Annotated in this window: 15 protein-coding genes; 5 read left to right on the forward strand and 10 right to left on the reverse strand. The window is 61.3% G+C overall.

Features of this window, described 5'->3' with window-relative positions:
- The first annotated feature begins 24 nt into the window (after positions 1–24).
- From art_RS07165 to manD (art_RS07180), 4 genes are all read left to right on the forward strand, one after another.
- A complete protein-coding gene (locus art_RS07165) occupies positions 25–1,398 on the forward strand; it encodes an ABC transporter substrate-binding protein (protein WP_038463487.1) in 1,374 nt (457 codons plus the stop codon).
- 97 nt (positions 1,399–1,495) lie between these two features.
- Positions 1,496–2,350, forward strand: a complete 855-nt coding sequence (locus art_RS07170) for a carbohydrate ABC transporter permease (RefSeq protein WP_052136102.1) — start codon at positions 1,496–1,498, stop codon at positions 2,348–2,350.
- Positions 2,350–3,171, forward strand: a complete 822-nt coding sequence (locus tag art_RS07175) for a carbohydrate ABC transporter permease (RefSeq protein WP_052136103.1) — start codon at positions 2,350–2,352, stop codon at positions 3,169–3,171. Before art_RS07170 ends, art_RS07175 begins: the two co-directional genes overlap by 1 nt.
- 89 nt (positions 3,172–3,260) lie before the next feature.
- Positions 3,261–4,487 (forward strand): D-mannonate dehydratase ManD, encoded by a 1,227-nt coding sequence (gene manD / locus art_RS07180; RefSeq protein WP_038463489.1) that lies wholly within the window; start codon positions 3,261–3,263, stop codon positions 4,485–4,487.
- Positions 4,488–4,559: 72 nt separating this feature from the next.
- Here manD (art_RS07180) and art_RS07185 read toward each other — a convergent pair whose 3' ends face one another.
- From art_RS07185 to art_RS07225, 9 genes are all read right to left on the reverse strand, one after another.
- A complete protein-coding gene (locus tag art_RS07185; protein WP_253901508.1) occupies positions 4,560–5,081 on the reverse strand; it encodes a gluconokinase in 522 nt (173 codons plus the stop codon).
- Positions 5,078–6,307, reverse strand: coding sequence for a D-mannonate dehydratase ManD (gene manD, locus art_RS07190; protein ID WP_038463491.1), 1,230 nt, complete (start codon positions 6,305–6,307; stop codon positions 5,078–5,080). The genes art_RS07185 and manD (art_RS07190) overlap by 4 nt, the downstream gene beginning before the upstream one ends.
- Positions 6,308–6,418: 111 nt before the next feature.
- Positions 6,419–7,852, reverse strand: a complete 1,434-nt coding sequence (locus art_RS07195; RefSeq protein ID WP_253901509.1) for a mannitol dehydrogenase family protein — start codon at positions 7,850–7,852, stop codon at positions 6,419–6,421.
- The gene (uxaC, locus tag art_RS07200; RefSeq protein WP_052136104.1) at positions 7,849–9,306 is read right to left on the reverse strand and encodes a glucuronate isomerase; all 1,458 of its coding nucleotides are present in this window, start codon (positions 9,304–9,306) and stop codon (positions 7,849–7,851) included. Before uxaC ends, art_RS07195 begins: the two co-directional genes overlap by 4 nt.
- A 63-nt stretch (positions 9,307–9,369) precedes the next feature.
- Positions 9,370–10,413, reverse strand: coding sequence for a LacI family DNA-binding transcriptional regulator (locus art_RS07205; protein WP_082000533.1), 1,044 nt, complete (start codon positions 10,411–10,413; stop codon positions 9,370–9,372).
- Positions 10,414–10,553: 140 nt separating this feature from the next.
- A complete protein-coding gene (locus art_RS07210) occupies positions 10,554–11,720 on the reverse strand; it encodes a Gfo/Idh/MocA family protein (RefSeq protein ID WP_038463495.1) in 1,167 nt (388 codons plus the stop codon).
- Positions 11,721–11,779: 59 nt separating this feature from the next.
- On the reverse strand, positions 11,780–12,697 hold the full coding sequence (locus art_RS07215) for a sugar phosphate isomerase/epimerase (protein ID WP_253901511.1): 918 nt from the start codon (positions 12,695–12,697) through the stop codon (positions 11,780–11,782).
- A gap of 29 nt (positions 12,698–12,726) precedes the next feature.
- On the reverse strand, positions 12,727–13,734 hold the full coding sequence (locus tag art_RS07220) for a Gfo/Idh/MocA family protein (protein WP_038463497.1): 1,008 nt from the start codon (positions 13,732–13,734) through the stop codon (positions 12,727–12,729).
- 48 nt (positions 13,735–13,782) lie between these two features.
- Positions 13,783–14,631 carry a sugar phosphate isomerase/epimerase gene (locus art_RS07225; protein WP_038463499.1) on the reverse strand — a complete coding sequence of 283 codons (849 nt, stop codon included), beginning with the start codon at positions 14,629–14,631 and terminating at the stop codon, positions 13,783–13,785.
- 262 nt (positions 14,632–14,893) lie between these two features.
- On the opposite strand from art_RS07225, the gene art_RS07230 reads away from it, so the two are divergent.
- A complete protein-coding gene (locus tag art_RS07230) occupies positions 14,894–15,940 on the forward strand; it encodes a LacI family DNA-binding transcriptional regulator (RefSeq protein ID WP_038463501.1) in 1,047 nt (348 codons plus the stop codon).
- A 68-nt stretch (positions 15,941–16,008) separates the two neighbouring features.
- On the opposite strand, the gene art_RS07235 is transcribed toward art_RS07230, so the two are convergent.
- Positions 16,009–17,028 carry a LacI family DNA-binding transcriptional regulator gene (locus art_RS07235; protein ID WP_038463503.1) on the reverse strand — a complete coding sequence of 340 codons (1,020 nt, stop codon included), beginning with the start codon at positions 17,026–17,028 and terminating at the stop codon, positions 16,009–16,011.
- Positions 17,029–17,095 lie beyond the last annotated feature (67 nt).

Here is a 17,095-nt window from a genome sequence, read left to right on the forward strand (position 1 = left end):
GAACACAATCAACAAAAGGACACAATGATGCGTCACTCTAAGATATTCAAGGGACTTGGCGTCCTGGCGGCACTTGCACTGCTGGCCACCGGCTGCTCCAGCACCCCGGACAAAACCGATGAGGTTGCGGCCGAGGGGCTGGGCACCGCATCCACCGAGGTGGCCCAGGCCGCCAAGGACTTCCAGGGCACCTTCACCTACTGGATTGGGCTGACCTTCCCCGAATCCAGCAACGACCTCGAGGCCGCCCGCATCAAGGCGTGGGGCGACAACCTAGGCATCAAGACCGAGGTCATCAAAGTCAACCAGAACGAAGTTGTCCAGCAGGCCTCGGGCGCCATCGAGGCCAAGTCGCTGCCCACCGCCATGACGGTCCCCTACGACCTCATGTCGACCATGGCCACCGGCGGCCAGCTCTCACCTGTCCCGGACGCCTACACGGCGGTGGGCGAGGCCCATGGCGGCTGGTTGGATTCCATCGATGCCGCCACGAAGGCCAAGAGCTTCGGCGACAAGATCTACGGCGTTCCCTTCGGCTTCTTCGGCAACGTGCTGTTCAGCCGCGCGGACCTGCTGAAGGAAAAGGGCTTCGATTCCCCGCCCAAGACCTGGGATGAGCTGCTGGCCCAGTCCAAGGCCACCCAGGACCCGCCCACTACGTATGGCATGGGTTTTGCCCTGTCCAACGTCCTTGACGGCAACCTGACCACCTCGATGATGCAGTCCTTCGGCGGCCGCGTCGCCGACGACGCTGGCAAGCAATGTACCATCAACAGCCCCGAGACCGCCTCCTTCCTCACCTGGATCAAGGGCGCGTTCGACGACGGACAATTCCCGCCTTCCGCTGTGACCTGGGACGGTGCGGGTGACAACAACTCCTACACCTCCGGCCAGTCGATCTTCATCGTCAACACCGGCAGCGTGTACCAGTCAATGAAGACGGACGATCCAGACTTGGCAGCGGCCAGCGCCTACTCAGCCCTGCCCGCCGGCCCCGCCGCACAGGTCGCCCCGGTTGACCCGCGCTACCGCGTGGTTCCCACAAGCACCTCCGACGCCGGAAAGATCCTGGCCCAGGACCTCTTCGAGTCCCTGGCCGACGACACCTACATGGCCAGTTTCATGGAGAACGCAACGTACGGCCCGGTCCTGAAGTCGCAGCTCGAGTACCCGGTCTTCACCGACAGCCCAGTCCACGCCGGTCTGCTCGAGCAGGCGGACAAAGGCACGGCGCCGGCCTTCCCCGACACCGCCAACGCAGCTTACTCCGACTACCAGAACGCCTTCTCAACTCCCCGCATGGTGCAGCGCGTAGTCGTTGACAATATCTCCATCGACAAGGCCATGGCGGAAGCCCAGGCCTCATGCCAGACGATTTACAGCCAGCATGCAGGCTAAATCAGACCAAGCAGCGGCCACTGCCGGAGCAACCGCTCCGGCAGTGCCTGCGGGCACGTCACGACGGAGTCTTGGCCGGAAGCCAAGCAGGAAACCATTGGCTGCCAGCAAGGAAGCCCGGCTGGGCCTGCTGCTGGTGCTGCCGGCAGTGGCCGTCATCGTCATCCTTATTGGATATCCCACCATCTCCTCCATTTGGTACAGCTTCACGGACAGGATGGTCGGCTCCCCCGGCCGTTTCATCGGCCTCGACAACTACACCCGGCTCGCGACCGACTCCGGATTCCTCTCCGCGGCGGCAAACCTGGTCCTCATCGTCGGCATTTCACTGCTGCTCAAGCTGATCTTGGGCACCATTGTTGCCGTCATCCTCAACCGGCCCATGCCCGGACGGAACCTGTGGCGCCTGCTGGTCATGCTGCCGTGGGCCATGCCAGGCTTCGTCGCCTTCATGGGCCTGCGCCTCATGTTTGAGTCACCCTACGGCGCCATCAACGTGGCGCTGGAAACATTCACCAGCCCTGTCCCGTTCCTGAGCGACCCCACCTGGGCCCGCATCTCCGTGGTCCTGGCAACTGTGTGGCGGGGGTTCCCGTTCTGGGCCATCTCCATCCTTGCCGCGCTGCAGACCATCCCGAAGGAACTGTATGAGGCCGCCCGCATGGACGGCGCGTCGGCGTGGCAGCAGTTCGTGAACATCACGGTGCCGCAGATCCGCTCCACCGTGGCCGTGGTTGCCGTCATCTCGGCGATCTGGACCGCCAACGGCTTTGAAAACATCTGGCTCATGACCCAGGGCGGGCCGTCAACGACAACCATGACCTTCCCCGTCTTGTCCTTCCTGAGCCTGCAAAGCCGCCAACTGGGCCAGGCCGCCGCCTACGCGGTGGTCATCCTGCCCGTCATGGCACTATTCATCATGTTGCTCAGCCGGCGAAAGAAGGAGATCTGATGCAGAAACGTGGCCGCCTGACCACCATCCTGGGCATGACGTTTCTCTCCATCCTTGTGGTGCCGCCTGTCTACTACATGATCATTGCCTCGCTGAAGCCGCGGTCAGCCATCTATCGGACACCGTCGTGGCTGCCGGAACGCTCCAGCCTGGACAACTACGTCAAGGTCCTGTTCAACGACAAGTTCATGGTGAACATCGGCAACAGCCTCATCGTTGCACTTATGACCACCCTGCTCGCCATGATCCTGGGTGTCTTGGCGGCCTACGCCATCGCCCGGTTCAAGTTCCCCGGCCGCAACGTGGCCAGCCAGCTCATCCTCATGAGCTACCTGACGCCCATGGTGCTGCTCTTCATCCCACTGAGCGTCGTGGTCGGAAACCTGGGGCTGGCCGACACCCTGCCGGGCCTGATCCTGGTGTACCTGACGTTCGCCGTGCCGCTGTGCACATGGCTGATCCTGGGCCACTTCCGGGAGTTCCCGGTGGACCTTGAGGAAGCCGCCTCACTGGACGGCGCGTCAAAGATGCGCACCCTCCTCAGCGTCCTGCTGCCGGTCTCCGCACCGGCACTGGCGACGGCGGCCTCCCTCGCCTTCATGATGGCGTGGGGCGAGTTGTTCCTGGCCCTGACCTTCGTCAAGGGGCAGAGTGTCATGACGGCGCCAGTGGCACTGCAGCACATGAGCACCGGCGACGTCCAGCAGTACGGGCCCATCATGGCAGGTGCTGTGCTCTCAGCCATCCCGGTCCTGATTGTCTACTACATTTCCCAGCGCTGGGTTGTGCAGGGCGCTGCGGAAGGCGCGTTCAAGGGCTAGTCCCAACACCGCCACGAGGGGCCGGCAGCAACAGCCGGCCCCTCGTTGCATCCCAACCAACCATTTGCAGCCAACCCAAGGAGTTTCTCTTGACCATTCGCAATGCCGAGGTGCTGATCACCAGCCCCGGGCGCAATTTTGTCACGCTTCGCATCACCACCGACGACGGCGTCGTTGGCCTGGGTGACGCCACAGTCAACGGGCGCGAACTTGCCACGGCAGCCTACCTGAGCGAGCACGTGGTGCCGCTGCTGATCGGCAAGGACGAGCACAACATCGAGGACATGTGGCAGTTCCTCTACCGAGGCGCCTACTGGCGCCGCGGGCCCATCACCATGGCGGCCATCGCCGCCGTCGACGTTGCCTTGTGGGACATCAAGGCGAAAATCGCCAATCTGCCGCTGTACCAGCTGCTCGGCGGAGCCTCCCGGGTTGGTGCGCTGGCCTACGGCCACGCCTCGGGTTCAGACAACGAGGCCCTGTTCAGTTCCATCCGCAACCACGTGGACCAGGGCTTCAAGGCCATCCGTGTCCAGACGGGTGTGCCCGGCCTGGGTCAAATCTACGGTGTGGCCACCGACCAGCGCCCCGGGGAACGCTACGACTACGAACCGGCCAAGCGCCTGCCCCTGCCAGCGGAGGAAACCTGGGACACCCGCGCCTACCTGCGCCACATTCCCTCGGTGTTCGCCGCTGTGCGGAAGGAATTCGGTCCGGAACTGATCCTGCTCCATGACGGCCACCACCGCATGACGCCGAACCAGGCGGCGTCCCTGGGCAAGTCGCTTGAACCGTACGACCTGTTCTGGCTTGAGGACTGCACACCCGGGGAGAACCAGGAAGGGCTGCGCCGGGTCCGGTCCCAGACCACCACGCCGCTGGCCATTGGCGAAGTGTTCAACTCGGTCTTTGACTACCAGACTCTCATCACCGAACAGCTCATCGACTACGTCCGATCGGCGGTGACGCACACGGGCGGCATCACGGCGCTGAAGAAGCTCATGGATTTCGCGGCCGTCTACCAGATCAAGTCCGGCTTCCACGGCCCCACGGACATCTCCCCAGTTGGCCAGGCGGCGCAGCTCCACCTCGGCATGGCGATCCACAACTTCGGCATCCAGGAGTATATGAAACACTCACTCGAAACCCTGGACGTTTTCCAGACCAGCTACACCTTTGAGAACGGCCTGCTCCACCCAGGCAACAACCCGGGCCTCGGCGTTGACTACAACGACGATCTTGCCAACAGCTACGAATACACCACCGCGTACCTGCCGGTGAACCGCCTGCTCGACGGAACCGTCCACGACTGGTAAATCCACAGCAAATAAGGTCGCCGGCCATCCAGACAGGGATGGTCGGCGGCCTTTTATGTTGGGCAGCAGCAGTCAGGCAGTGCGCTGCAGACGTACGACGGCGGCACCCACCAATGCGGGAACCGGCGCCGAAATGTCAATCACCGCGCAACGCTCATCTGCATCGAGCGGTTCCAGCGTGGCCAGCTGCGAATCGAGCAGCGTGGTGGGCATGAAGTGTCCCGAGCGGCCCTCGAGCCGGGACCCCAGGACTTCGCGGCTGCCGTCAAGGTGCAGGAACACCGCATCGGGTGCCTGTGCCCGGATCATGTCCCGGTAGGAACGTTTCAGGGCCGAGCAGGCCACCACGAGGCCGTTGGCCGAACCGGCCAACTCCCTGCCGACGATCTCCAGCCAAGGTGCGCGGTCGCCGTCATCCAAGGGGATTCCGGCCGCCATCTTGGCAATGTTTGCCACCGGGTGGAGGGAGTCCCCGTCCGTAAACGGCAGGCCGAGCTCGTGCGCCACGAGGGCGCCGATCGTCGTCTTGCCGCAGCCGGAGACTCCCATCACCACAATGCGCGCCGCGGGTGCAGCATTTGTTGCGTCGATCACCAGTCGTGGACCGTTCCGTCTACCAGGCGGTTGTACGGCAGGTAGGCCTGCTGGTACGGGTACGCTGCCGCGGCTTCCTCGTTGAATTCCACGCCGATGCCGGGAGCATCTCCGGGGTGCAGGTAGCCGTCCTTGAACGTCATGGACTGCTCGAAGACCTCGTTCGTGGCGTCCGAGTGCTGCATGTATTCCTGGATGCCGTAGTTGTGGATGGCCAGGCCGACGTGCAGCTGGGCGGCGAAACCGATGGGGGAAATGTCGGTGGGGCCGTGGAAACCGGACTTGATCTGGTACTGGGCGGCGTAGTCCATGACCTTCTTCAGCGGTGAGATGCCGCCGAAGTGAGTAGAGGCTGCGCGTACGTAGTCGATCAGCTGTTCCTTGATGAGAGTCTGGAAATCAAAGACCGTATTGAAGACCTCGCCAATGGCCAGCGGGGTGGTGGTGTGCTGGCGGACCAGACGTAGGCCCTCCTGGTTTTCGGCCGGGGTGCAGTCTTCAAGCCAGTACAGGTCGTACGGTTCCAGGGACTTGCCCAGCTTGGCTGCCTGGATCGGGGTCATGCGGTGGTGGCCGTCGTGCAGCAGCGGAATTTCCGGGCCGAATTCGTTGCGGACGGCCTCGAAGACGGTGGGGAGGTGGCGCAGGTAGGCGCGGGTGTCCCAATCCTCTTCCTGCGGGTAGTTGCCGCGGCCGGCGGGCTCGTAGTCGTAGCGCTCCCCCGAGGCCTGCGCTTGGGCGGCAACACCGTAGACGGCTTTGATGCCGGGGACGGCGGTCTGGATGCGGATGGACTTGTAGCCCAGCTCCAGATGCTCGCGGACGGAGTCAAACAGCTGGGGAATGTCGGATCCCGAGGCGTGGCCGTAGGCGCGCAACCCGTTGCGTGAGGCGCCGCCCAGCAGCTGGTACACGGGCATGCCGGCCAGCTTGCCCTTGATGTCCCACAGGGCCATGTCGACGGCAGCAATGGCGGCCATGGTGACCGGGCCGCGGCGCCAGTAGGAGCTGCGGTAGATGAACTGCCAGGTGTCCTCGATGCGGTTGGGGTCGCGCCCGATGAGCAGCTGGGCCACATGCTCCTTCAGGTACGCGGCGACGGCCAATTCGCGGCCGTTCAGGGTGGCGTCACCGATACCCACAACGCCCTCATCTGTGGTCACCTTCAAGGTCACAAAGTTGCGGCTCGGACTGGTGACAAATACTTCTGCGGAAACAATTTTCACTTCGGGGATTCCTTCCGGGAATTGACTGGGAGATTTGAACAGATGATTTGTTCTTGGTTTCTTTGGGCGGATGGAAACGTTCCTCATCGTCACTCGTGGACCGGCGCTGGCTCAGGTCGAGGGAGCAAACCCGTCCAGCAGCCCGACCAACGCAGCCATTGCCGCCTCGTCGTCAGCCAGCCGTGCATCCAGGATGCCCACGAGTGCCTTCGCATCATCATCATGAGCGAGTGCCAAAGCGGCCCCAATCTCGGATGCCGCGGCATCGACAATTGAGGCACCCGTCGAGTTGGCCACGCGCAGAAAAGCCACCCAGGCGGCAACCATGCGCAAGGCCCCGGCACCGGAGCGGCCGGCAGCCTTTTCAGCCTTGTACACGGGAACAGCCCTCATGCGCAGCTTGTTGCTGCCATCCATGGCAATCTGCGCCAAGTGGTGGGCAATGCGGGCATTGCCGAAACGCTCCAACAGGGCAGCCCGGTACGCCGGAATGTTCAGGCCTTCGGCGGGCAAGTTGCTTTCAGCTTCATTCCAGAACTGTTCAACCCAGCCCGCACAAACAGGATCCGCAAGGGCCTGGGCAACGGTGTCGTGCCCACGCAGCTGGCCCGCGTAGGCCATGAGCGAATGTGCCCCATTGAGCAGCCAAAGCTTGCGGTTCTCAAAGTGCTCAATCTCGTCTACGAACACGGCGCCCGCGCTGGACCAGTCGGGTCGTCCGGCGGGGAATTCCCCACTGAGCACCCAGTCACTGAAGGGCTCCGTGACCACAGGCGAGGAGTCCCTATAGCCGCATTCAGCAGCGACCAGCGCAATTTCGGCGCCGGTGGTGCGAGGCGTGATCCTGTCGATCGACGTGCCCACGTAGCTGACGTTGGCGTCGATCCAAGCGCCAAGCCCGGGGTCGACGACGTCGGCCAGCCCGCCAATCGCGGCACGGGACGCAATGGCGTTGTTTGACAGGTTGTCACAAGACACGACGGCGATGGGCCCGGCTCCGACGTGGCGCCGCGCAGCCAGCGCCTGCACCAGCCGCCCGGCTGCCGTGACGGCGGCAGGTGCGTTCCCGCCGTCGTTCTTCCCATCTTGGGAGGTCAGGGAACGCAAAATATCGATGTCCGCTTGGACGAGCGGGTTGCTGACATCAAGTGTGCCGTCGGCGGCCAAGTTGTAGGCCGCCTCGGTGATGGTGAGGGTGACGATGGCTGTGGAGGGTGCGGCCACGAGTCGTTCCAGGGCGGCGACATCCGCGCCGTCGTGGGCCTCGACAATGCTCGTCATGAGCTCGAAGGTGTCGCCTTCACCGCCGCGTTCGATGAGCGTATACAGCCCGTCCTGCGCGTCAAGGGCGAGTGCGACATCGGGACGGCGACCGGTAAAAGCTGCGATCCCCCATTGGTTGCCATCGCTGGCGCGCTGGGTGTACCAGGCCTGGTGGGCGCGATGGAAGGCGCCAAGTCCCAAGTGGACGATGCGCACGGGGGCAGCCGGTGCCGTCCTGGCGGTGTCCCGGTTCAGTGCCTGCGGAATCCGGGTGTTGGTCACAGCTTGAAGGCCCTTCGGGGTGCGGCGTCGACGATGTCAACGATGATCTCGTGTGCCCGGGCCTCGCTGACGCGGTGCTCGGCCACGAGCCGGGCCAGGAAGCTGGCCTCGATGCGGCGCGAGGTGTTGTGGCGCGCGGGGATGGAGCAGAACGCGCGGGTGTCGTCGATGAATCCGGAGGAACGCGAGAAGCCGGCAGTTTCGGTGACTGCCGAGCGGAAGCGCAACATCGCGTCCGGGGCGTCAAGGAACCACCACGGGGCACCGATGAACACTGACGGGTAGAAGCCTGCCAGCGGGGCGATTTCGCGGGAGAACACGGTTTCATCGATCGTGAACGGGATGAAGTGGAAGCCGGGAGCCGTGCCGAAGTCCTCCAGCATGGGGCGCAGGGCTTCGGTGTAGCTGACGGAGAACGGGATGTCGTGGCCGGTGTCGGCGCCGAACTTGTTGAACGATGCCGTGTGATGGTTGCGGAACACCCCGGGGTGGATGGTCATGACCAATCCGTCGGCCACCGCCATGCGGGCCATCTGGTACATCATGTGCGCCTCAAAGACGTCAGCATCCTCGGCGGTTGCCTCACCGCGGCGGGCCTTCTCGAACAGGGCTGTTGCGGCGGATTCGTCCAGGCGCAGGGTCATGGCGGTGCGGGCGCCATGGTCGGAGGAGACGGCACCGTGCTCCACAAAGTACTGGCGGCGGTTTTCCATGGCGCGGAGGTAACCGGCGTAACCGGCGAGTCCGTCGCCGGCAACGTCGATCAGTTTTTGCACGTGCTCGGCCCAGCCTGCTGCGGCGAACTTGATGTATGCGTCGGGGCGGAAGGTGGGCAGCACACGGCCGGTAAAGGTGGGGTCCTTCGCGATGGCTACGTGGGCGGCCAGGTCGTCCAGGGGATCATCGGTGGTGGCAAGGACTTCAATGTTGAAGTCCTTGAACAGCTGGCGGGGACGGAAGGCGGGACTTTTGAGCTTGGCATCGAGCTCGTCGAAGAGCGCATCGGCGTTCTCAGCGTTGACTTCCTTCGTCAGTCCGAAAACGTGTTCAAAGGAGTCGCGCATCCAGTAGCCCGAGGCTGTGCCGTCAAAAAGCGGCCAGGCCTTCGCGAATTCGCGCCACGTCTCCCTCGGTTCGACTACGGTGGTGCCGCCCATGCGCAGGCGTTCCAGCGGCACGCCGCTGGCGTGGATCAGGCGGGTGACGTAGTGGTCCGGGGTGACCAGCAGCGTTGCAGGGTCCGGGAACGGGGTGTCCAGCTCAAGCATCGATGCTTCAACGTGGCCGTGGGGGGAAATGATGGGGAGGTCTTCCACGCGGGCCAGCAAGTCACGGGCGATGGCGCGCGTGCCGGGGTCGGCGGGAAGCAGACGGTCCGAATCTGCGGCAAGGGACTTCTGCGCAAGACCTTCGGTCTGCGCACTGGAAATAGTGGGCGCGGGGGACTGTGACATAGATCAATCGTCTACCGATAGAATCCTTTTGTCAACCGGTTGCCAAATATTGCCATCGGGCGGTCAGGCGACCTTGGCCGGCCCTGTTGAGCCCCGCAACACCAACTCCGTGCTCAGCGTGGAATCAGCACGGTCCACTTTGACCCCCACGGTTGACGCCAGCACCATGGCCAACGCCGCGACACCCAGTTCGTGCAGCGGCGACTTGATGGTGGACAAAGGCGGCGTGGTGAAATCTGAGCCAAAGATGTTGTCGAAGCCCAAGATGCTCAACTCGCCAGGAATGCGCATACCTGCCGCCTGGAGTTCGCGCATGAGTCCGATGGCCATCAGGTCGTTGTAGCAAAAAACGGCAGTTGCTTCGCCACCGCGGACGGCGGCTGCTGCGTGCCGGCCGCCGTCGACCGTTGGGGCACCTGAGGCGACCGTTGACACGGCAATTCCGTGCCAGTCGCACCGGGCTTTGATGGTCTCCCATCGCCGCTTGGACATCCATGACCGTTTGGGTCCCGCTACATAGGCAATGGAGGTGTGACCCAAGTCTGCCAGGTGCCGAACAGCGGCGGCGACACCTGCTTCGGTGTCAGCCACAACGGACCCCACTCCTGCAACCCTGCGGTTTGTCACAACAACTGGCTTCTTGAGTGCCAGCTGCTGAATTTCTTCATCGGCCAGCCGGGGGCTGGCGAGAATAAGCGCATCCACTGTTGCCAGCATCCGTCTAGCGGCCGTCAACTCGTGCTCTGCAGATTCAGCGGATTCCGCAAGCATCAGGGTGTAACCTCTGGCCGAGGCTGATGTTTCAGCACCGCGGATGATGTCGAAGAACGCCGGGTTGGTGATGTCAGCGACGATCAAGCCAACTGTCTGGGTTTTACCGGTGGGCAACGCCCTGGCAAAGATGTTGACCTGGTAGTTGAGTTCTTCAGCGGCGTCGAGGATTTTTTGCTGTGTCTTGGCGCTGACCCGTCCAGGCTTACTGAGTGCCCGAGAGACGGTTGAAGGATTGACCCCCGCAAGCTCAGCAATGTCATAAATGGTGGCAGCAGTTTTTGCCGTCTTCACTCGGGGTACACGCTTGCCAGCGCCGCTAGTTGACGTGCTCATGTCGGTCAAGAGGAATCCTCCGCAATTGGTTGCCAACTGTCATGCTAACTTACAAATCGTACGATAATTCAAAGCAAGAAGCGGCCAGTTCTGCAGATATTCGGGGCTGGCCGCTCTTGGGTGTTCAGCTTTGCTGCCGCCTATGAGCGCTCAGCGTACTTGCCTTCTTCACGGATGCGTTCATTTAGCAGGCCCAGGAATTCGTCCTCATCAAAATCGAGGCCGACTTCCTGTCCCTTCCAGCTGGAGAGATGGATGGCGTTGGCAAGTCGGACGCCACTGATGCCGTCGGAACCCGGGGCCAGCAGCGGCGTGCCGTCAAGGATATTGGCGGCGAAGTTCTGCAAGACACCTGCGTGCTGGCCGCCCCAGATGGACTCGAATTCAACGATTTCGGTGGTCAGGTAGTCGTCCATGTTCAGCTGGCCCATGAACAGCTTGCGCACGTCATCCATGCCCATGTTTTGGCTGATTTCACGCTCCTTAGACTTTAGGCGTGTGACAGTGGCGGTTTTGGAACCCTCGACCACGATCTTGCCCTGATCTCCCAGAATCTCGAAGCGGTCGGTGCCGACCATGTCGTGGGTGGCGGTTACGAAGGTGCCGGTGACGCCGTTTCCGAAATCGGCCAAGGCAGTGACTTCATCCTCAACCGCAATGTCACGGCGAAAGCCGTAGGAGACTTTGGCGAAGACAGATTTGGGAACGCCACAGATCCATTGCCATAGGTCCAACTGATGCGGCGCCTGGTTGACGAGAACTCCGCCACCCTCGCCACCCCATGTTGCTCGCCACGCGCTAGAGTCGTAGTAGCCCTGCGGACGCCACCAGTTGGTGATAATCCAGTTGCTGCGCAGGATGGTACCGATCTCGCCGTTGTCGACGATTTCCTTCAACCGCTGGTACAGGGGGTTGTTGCGCTGGTTGAACATGATCGCGAAAGAGAGCTCCGGCTTCGATGCAGCAAAATCATTGAGCTCCTTAACCTGTTTGGTGTAGACACCGGCCGGCTTTTCCACAAGTGCGTGGATGCCCCGCGACAATGCCGCCATACCCACTTCCGGGTGCTGGTAGTGCGGGATGCATGTGACCACGGCGTCAACGTCCCCGCTTTCCATCATGGCGATGTAGTCGTCGTAGACCTTGACGCCGGGATAGTTTGTCGCCGCGAGGTCCCGCTTTGCCGGATCTTCGTCAGTGATGGCGCCGATTTCCATGTTCGGGACCAGGCCTTCGTTGATGAACTTGGCGTAAGCGCTGCCTTGTTGTCCCAGTCCGATAATGCCGAGACGTACTTTCTTGCTCACTGAATTCAATCCTTTGCATAGTGGGAGGTGCGTGCAGATATGGTGACCGGCTCTTGTGTCTAGAACAATTCCTGGTATCCCATGGCGACCAGGTTGCGCTGGGAGGTTTCCAGGGCTTCCCATACGGTGCGACCATAAAGTTCGTCTTGCTCCACCAGCAGGTACTGCGCTCCCGCGGCGAGAGAATGTTCAATGATCGATGGAAAGTCAAGGTTGCCTTCGCCGACTTCGGCAAACTGGACGATGTTCCTAAATGCACTCATGAAGCCCGCCATGTCTCCGGATTCCATCATCTTAAAGGCGTCCTCCGGCATCATCGCGATCCGATAGTCCTTCAGGTGCACCATGGAGGTGCGTCCCGCGTATTTGTCCAGTGTTCGTACCGGATCCAACCCGCCACGTTGCACCCAGTGAACGTCAAGTTCCAGCCCCATGGCGGGGGAATTCTCGTTGATGATGTCCAACAGGTATTTGCCTCCGTACTTGGCAAACTCGATGTGGTGGTTGTGATAATAAAGGTTGATGCCCTCCTCTTGGAGTCGTTCGGCATAGCCGTTCGTTTCTTTGGCAAATTCGATCACAGCGTTGATGGATTTCATGGCCGAGAACGGCATCATTCCGATCCGAAGCAGTTTGGTGTCCAGCCGTTTGGCGTCGTCAATAATCTTGTCAAAGTCTTCCTTGAGGGACTCTCCAGGGCGTCCCACAGGTTTTTCCATCATGACTGACAAGGAGGCTACATCCATGCCCAATTCAGTCTGGGCCCGGTCCAACTCGGAGACGTTTCCTGCATCCATGGGTATCTGGGAGATTTCAACCGCATTGTAGCCAAGCCCGCTAACTTTTCGGAGAGTCTCGAATGCACCCACGTCTGCAAAGCTCTCTTTGAGCATCATTGCTTGCACACCAATTTTTGCCATGGTTTTCCTTTCGTAGCGATGGCCGAATCCGGCCGCGTCAAGTGAATGTGTTGTCATTCCAGGTTGTTAGTGAGTGCTTGGAAGTTTCATGAGACCTCGTCCAGCAGGCCCGGATAGCTCTGGGCGTAGACGGCCTTGATGATGCGCAGCGTCTTGAGCGCTTCCGCCGGATCGATCCAGAACGCTCCATCTTGGCCCAACTGGGAGTAGAAATCCGCAATGTAGAGCTGGTGTGAAACGCCCCAGTAATCGCGCCCGCCGGACTCCGCACGGCGCTCTTCCACAACTTCCACCCGCCCGTCGTCGTGCGTGATGGTCAGGTCCCCGCGTAGGCTCAAGGTTGCCTTCTCGGCAACGATGTCAACCGTGATGGGTGCGTTGACCGGGTTGGCAAGGGTGGCGTAGAAGACGCTGCGGGCACCGTTTGCATGGGTCAGGACCAGTTCAGCCGTGTCCTCCACGTCGATGGTGTCGCCGAGTGCATGGGTTGCGGCATGGCCGGACACCGAGGTGACATCTCCCAGCATCCACTGCAACAGGTCAAGGGTGTGGATGGCTTGGTTCATCAGGAGCCCGCCACCACCACCTTCCCAGCATCCGCGCCACGGCCGGTTCAGGTAGTAGTCGGCCGAGCGGTTCCACATGACGGTGCCCGAACCGCCAAGAACTTCGCCAAACTCACCCGAGGCGAGCCGCTCCGCCATGGCCCTAACCGACTGGTTGTAGCGGTTTTGGAAGCAGACGCCGATCCGCGCCGAGCTGACAGCCGCAGCGGCAGCCAGCCGTTCGCCGTCGGCCATGGTGCTGGCAAGCGGTTTCTCGCTGATGACATTGATGCCGCGTTCCAAGGCCGCGATGGCGGGGTCGGCGTGCTGGTTATGGGGAGTGCAGACATGCACGACGTCGGGGCGCACCTCGTCGAGGAGTGCCGCGACATCGCTGTAGCCGGGTACGGCGTGTGTTTGCGATACTGCGGCCAGCCGGCCGGGATCGGTATCACACACGGCCACCAGCTCCGCCCCGTCAATGGCCTTGACGGCTTCGAAGTGGACGGTGGAGACGTCGCCGCATCCGATGATGGCTACTCTCGTCATTCTGACTTCCTTGTCTGGTGTTGCGGTCACGTATATTGGCGCTTTAGTCTAGGCGAGCGTAATCCCGATGGCGTCAGTGGCGGTGCGGAAAGCTCGGGCTGCGACACCAAATTCGGCCGGCCCAGAGAAGCCACCGAGCTCATTCTGGGTGGCCAGGTGCGGCTCCAGCGACGCGAATCCTACGTAACCGTCCTGACTTAAGGCTGTCAGAGTCTCCATAAGCTGGCCGTCGCCCTGACCTGTCGGCACCACTTCACCTGTGGTGGCCCTAGCGTCCTTGACTTGCAGGTACTCCAGGTGCGGACGAAGCATTGCGTAGGCATCGGTAAAGGGTTTGACACCCACCTGGACGAAGTTGGCGTTGTCCCACGCTGCACGCAGTGCTGGCGAGTTCACAGTTTCCATGATGTCCAAGACCCGCTCCGGGGTGTCACCGTAAATGTCCTTCTCGTTCTCGTGAATGAGCATCACATCGGATTCCTCGGCCAAACGGGCCAATGCGACCATGCGCTCCATGACTGCTCCGCGGATACCTTCCGGGCTCTGGTCCTCAGCACGGAAGAAGGAAAACATGCGAATGTATTTGGCTTCGAGTGCCTTGGCCACTACGATGATACGGCGCAAACGCTCGGTCTCGTGCTCGACTGGGAGGGAAATGTCCACCTTGCCGATGGGACTTGCGACGGCGGAAACCTTCAGTCCCGATTCATCCAGAATTGTCTTAAGCTCGGCAATCTGCTCGTCGGTGAGCTCAACAACGTTGGTGCCCCAGGCGCTACGGACCTCAATGTGGGATGCCCCAAGCGCCAATAGCACGGCGGCCTGCACCTTGGGGTCTGGGTCTACCTCGTCGCCAAACCCGGAAAGAGTCCAGGTGGGGTTTTGGGCAATGGACATCAGGGCCTCCACTTTTAGTTTTCGTGTAACCGGCACCCTAAACGTTGGTCCGATTCCGGTGACTCACGTCATAAGTCTCGTATGAAGCAGCATATCCCCGAAGCAGCGACCTGACAACCGATTGCCATCATTCATGCACCGGCGTACTCTAAGGACTCTGACAGAGGCGCTGCTCGCTGCCACATCCCCGACGGCAGCCTCAGACAACAGTTCCGGTCATGAATCCCCAGCGTCAACCGGCACCAGCAAGGAAGGCCTCCCCATGAGTGTTATCCCCGATGGCATCACTCCGCGACGCCCGGCCACCATCCGAGATGTTGCAGCCTTATCCGGAGTAACGGCCTCCACTGTCTCACGCGCACTGTCTACACCGGGAAGGGTGAATTTTCGCACCCGTGCCCGAATCGAAGCTGCTGCCGCGCGACTCAACTATGTCCCCAATGCACAGGCAAAGGCGCTGAGCTCGGGGCGCACACGGGCCGTTGCCTTGCTGGTCGCCGACATTACCAATCCGTTCTATTTCGACATCATCCGAGGCACCCAACATCAGCTCAAGGCTGCCGGTTACACACAGCTACTGGTGGACACAGAAGAGTCCGATGAAGTTGAGATCAATACACTTGAACAAATGCGCCAAACAGCTGACGGCGTGATCCTGACAGCCTCCCGCCTACCAGATGAACTCATTGCCAATGCGAGCAGCAAGATGCCGCTCGTCACCATCAACCGCGACGTGCCCGGGGTTCCCTCAGTTATCCTCGATACGCCGGCAGCCACCAACCAGGCCTTGGATCATTTGATTTCACTGGGCCATTCCCGCATCGCCTACCTGTCCGGACCTGAAACCTCCAGTTCCAACGCACGCCGCTGGGCGGCCCTCTCCGCCGCCGCGAGCGAACAATCTGTAGACGTAGTCCAACTGGGCCCCTTTGCACCGCGTACACATTCAGGCGCCGCAGCGGCGGATGCATTGGTTTACTCTGGCGCCACGGCCGGCATCGCCTTCAATGACCTCATCGCAATCGGGATGCTGACCCGACTGCGGGAACGCGGACTTCGGGTCCCTCAAGACATCAGCATTGTAGGTTGCGACGACATATTTGGCGCCGACTTTTGCAGCCCACCCCTGACAACAGTCACCGCACCCGTGGAACAGGCCGGTCGCGTGGCAGTGACGATGCTGCTGAGCCAACTCGACCCGGAGCGTGGCGCACTCCCCCGAAGCCACTCGCTCCTGCCCACCTACCTGACAATTCGAGGATCCACAGGCTCTCGCCCACCTGCATCCGCAGACAAGCCCCGACAGTAGCCCTCCAAGTTTGCTTCCTCTTCGCCAGCCAGCCGTTTCGATAGGCAACTTGCGAGGCGCAAATCGGCTTAGCGACGGCTAGGTGCCGGGCCTGTGGATTCACGCACAGTCAAATACGTTGGGAGCTGGGAAACTTGGCGCACAGCCAACGGATCGCTACCCAACCGGCTTAGCAACATGCTCGTGGCGACACGGGCAGCCTGCTCAATGGGAGCGGTGATGGTGGTTAGAGGAGGGTTGCAGAAATCTGCCCCAAAAATATCGTCGCACCCCACGATACTGACGTCGTCGGGCACTTTGACGCCTCTGGTCAGCAACCGCCGCAGCATGCCTATGGCGAGCAAGTCGTTGAACGCAACGCAGGCAGAGGCTTTGCTGGTGATCAGAGTGTCCGCGGCGGCTGCACCTGACGTCTGTTTCGGCGAATAGGGTCCCAGCCGGACAGCTTCCACGCCATACTCACGGGCAGCATCCTCAAACACCTGCCAACGCCATTGGCTCGACCAGGAATGGGCAGGTCCGGAGATATAAGCAATCCGCCGATGGTCCATGGACACTAAGTGCTGGATAGCTTGATGAATGCCGTAGCTCGGATCGATCAAAACAGCGGGAACATCCGCATCGTTCCTGTTCAGCGCCACGAGAGGAATCTGTGTCGCAGCCTTGGCCAGCGCATCTGTTGACAGCCTGGACGCCGCCAAGATGACTCCCCGGGATGAAGAGATCATGCTGTTAAGCGCGGACTGCTCCAAGTCAGCTGACTCTTCCGTGTTAACAAGAAGCTGGATATATCCGGCAGCCTTAAGCTGCTCCTGGGTGCCATGGATGATGCCAAAATAGAAGGGGTTCGTGATATCTGGAACAAGCAGCGCAACGGCCCGCGGCTTTGTTGCCAAACCTGCGGGCTTGCCTTTGTCGACCCCATACCCAAGTTGCCGCACGGCAAGCATGACTGCCGCCGTCGTTTTTGGACTAATGCGGCCGGGATCCGACAAGACCCTAGAGACCGTGGAAGTTGCCACTCCAGCAACTTTGGCCACGTCCTGCAGAGTCACCCTTCCAGTACCCAGACCCGACCCTGACTCCATCCGTAGTGACTCCTGACATTGCCCATGGTTGATGTTGATATAGGAATTCTAAACAGTTTGGCAATTT

This window comes from Arthrobacter sp. PAMC 25486 (genome assembly GCF_000785535.1).
Classification (GTDB): Bacteria; Actinomycetota; Actinomycetes; order Actinomycetales; family Micrococcaceae; genus Specibacter.

Excerpts from the sequence above, each read along its gene's own strand:
- art_RS07165 (WP_038463487.1), top strand. The coding sequence starts at position 25 with ATGATGCGTCACTCTAAGATATTCAAGGGACTTGGCGTCCTGGCGGCA.
- art_RS07175 (WP_052136103.1), top strand. The coding sequence starts at position 2,350 with ATGCAGAAACGTGGCCGCCTGACCACCATCCTGGGCATGACGTTTCTC.
- uxaC (WP_052136104.1), bottom strand. The coding sequence starts at position 9,306 with ATGTCACAGTCCCCCGCGCCCACTATTTCCAGTGCGCAGACCGAAGGT.
- art_RS07205 (WP_082000533.1), bottom strand. The coding sequence starts at position 10,413 with ATGAGCACGTCAACTAGCGGCGCTGGCAAGCGTGTACCCCGAGTGAAG.
- art_RS07215 (WP_253901511.1), bottom strand. The coding sequence starts at position 12,697 with ATGACAACACATTCACTTGACGCGGCCGGATTCGGCCATCGCTACGAA.
- art_RS07220 (WP_038463497.1), bottom strand. The coding sequence starts at position 13,734 with ATGACGAGAGTAGCCATCATCGGATGCGGCGACGTCTCCACCGTCCAC.
- art_RS07225 (WP_038463499.1), bottom strand. The coding sequence starts at position 14,631 with ATGTCCATTGCCCAAAACCCCACCTGGACTCTTTCCGGGTTTGGCGAC.
- art_RS07230 (WP_038463501.1), top strand. The coding sequence starts at position 14,894 with ATGAGTGTTATCCCCGATGGCATCACTCCGCGACGCCCGGCCACCATC.
- art_RS07235 (WP_038463503.1), bottom strand. The coding sequence starts at position 17,028 with ATGGAGTCAGGGTCGGGTCTGGGTACTGGAAGGGTGACTCTGCAGGAC.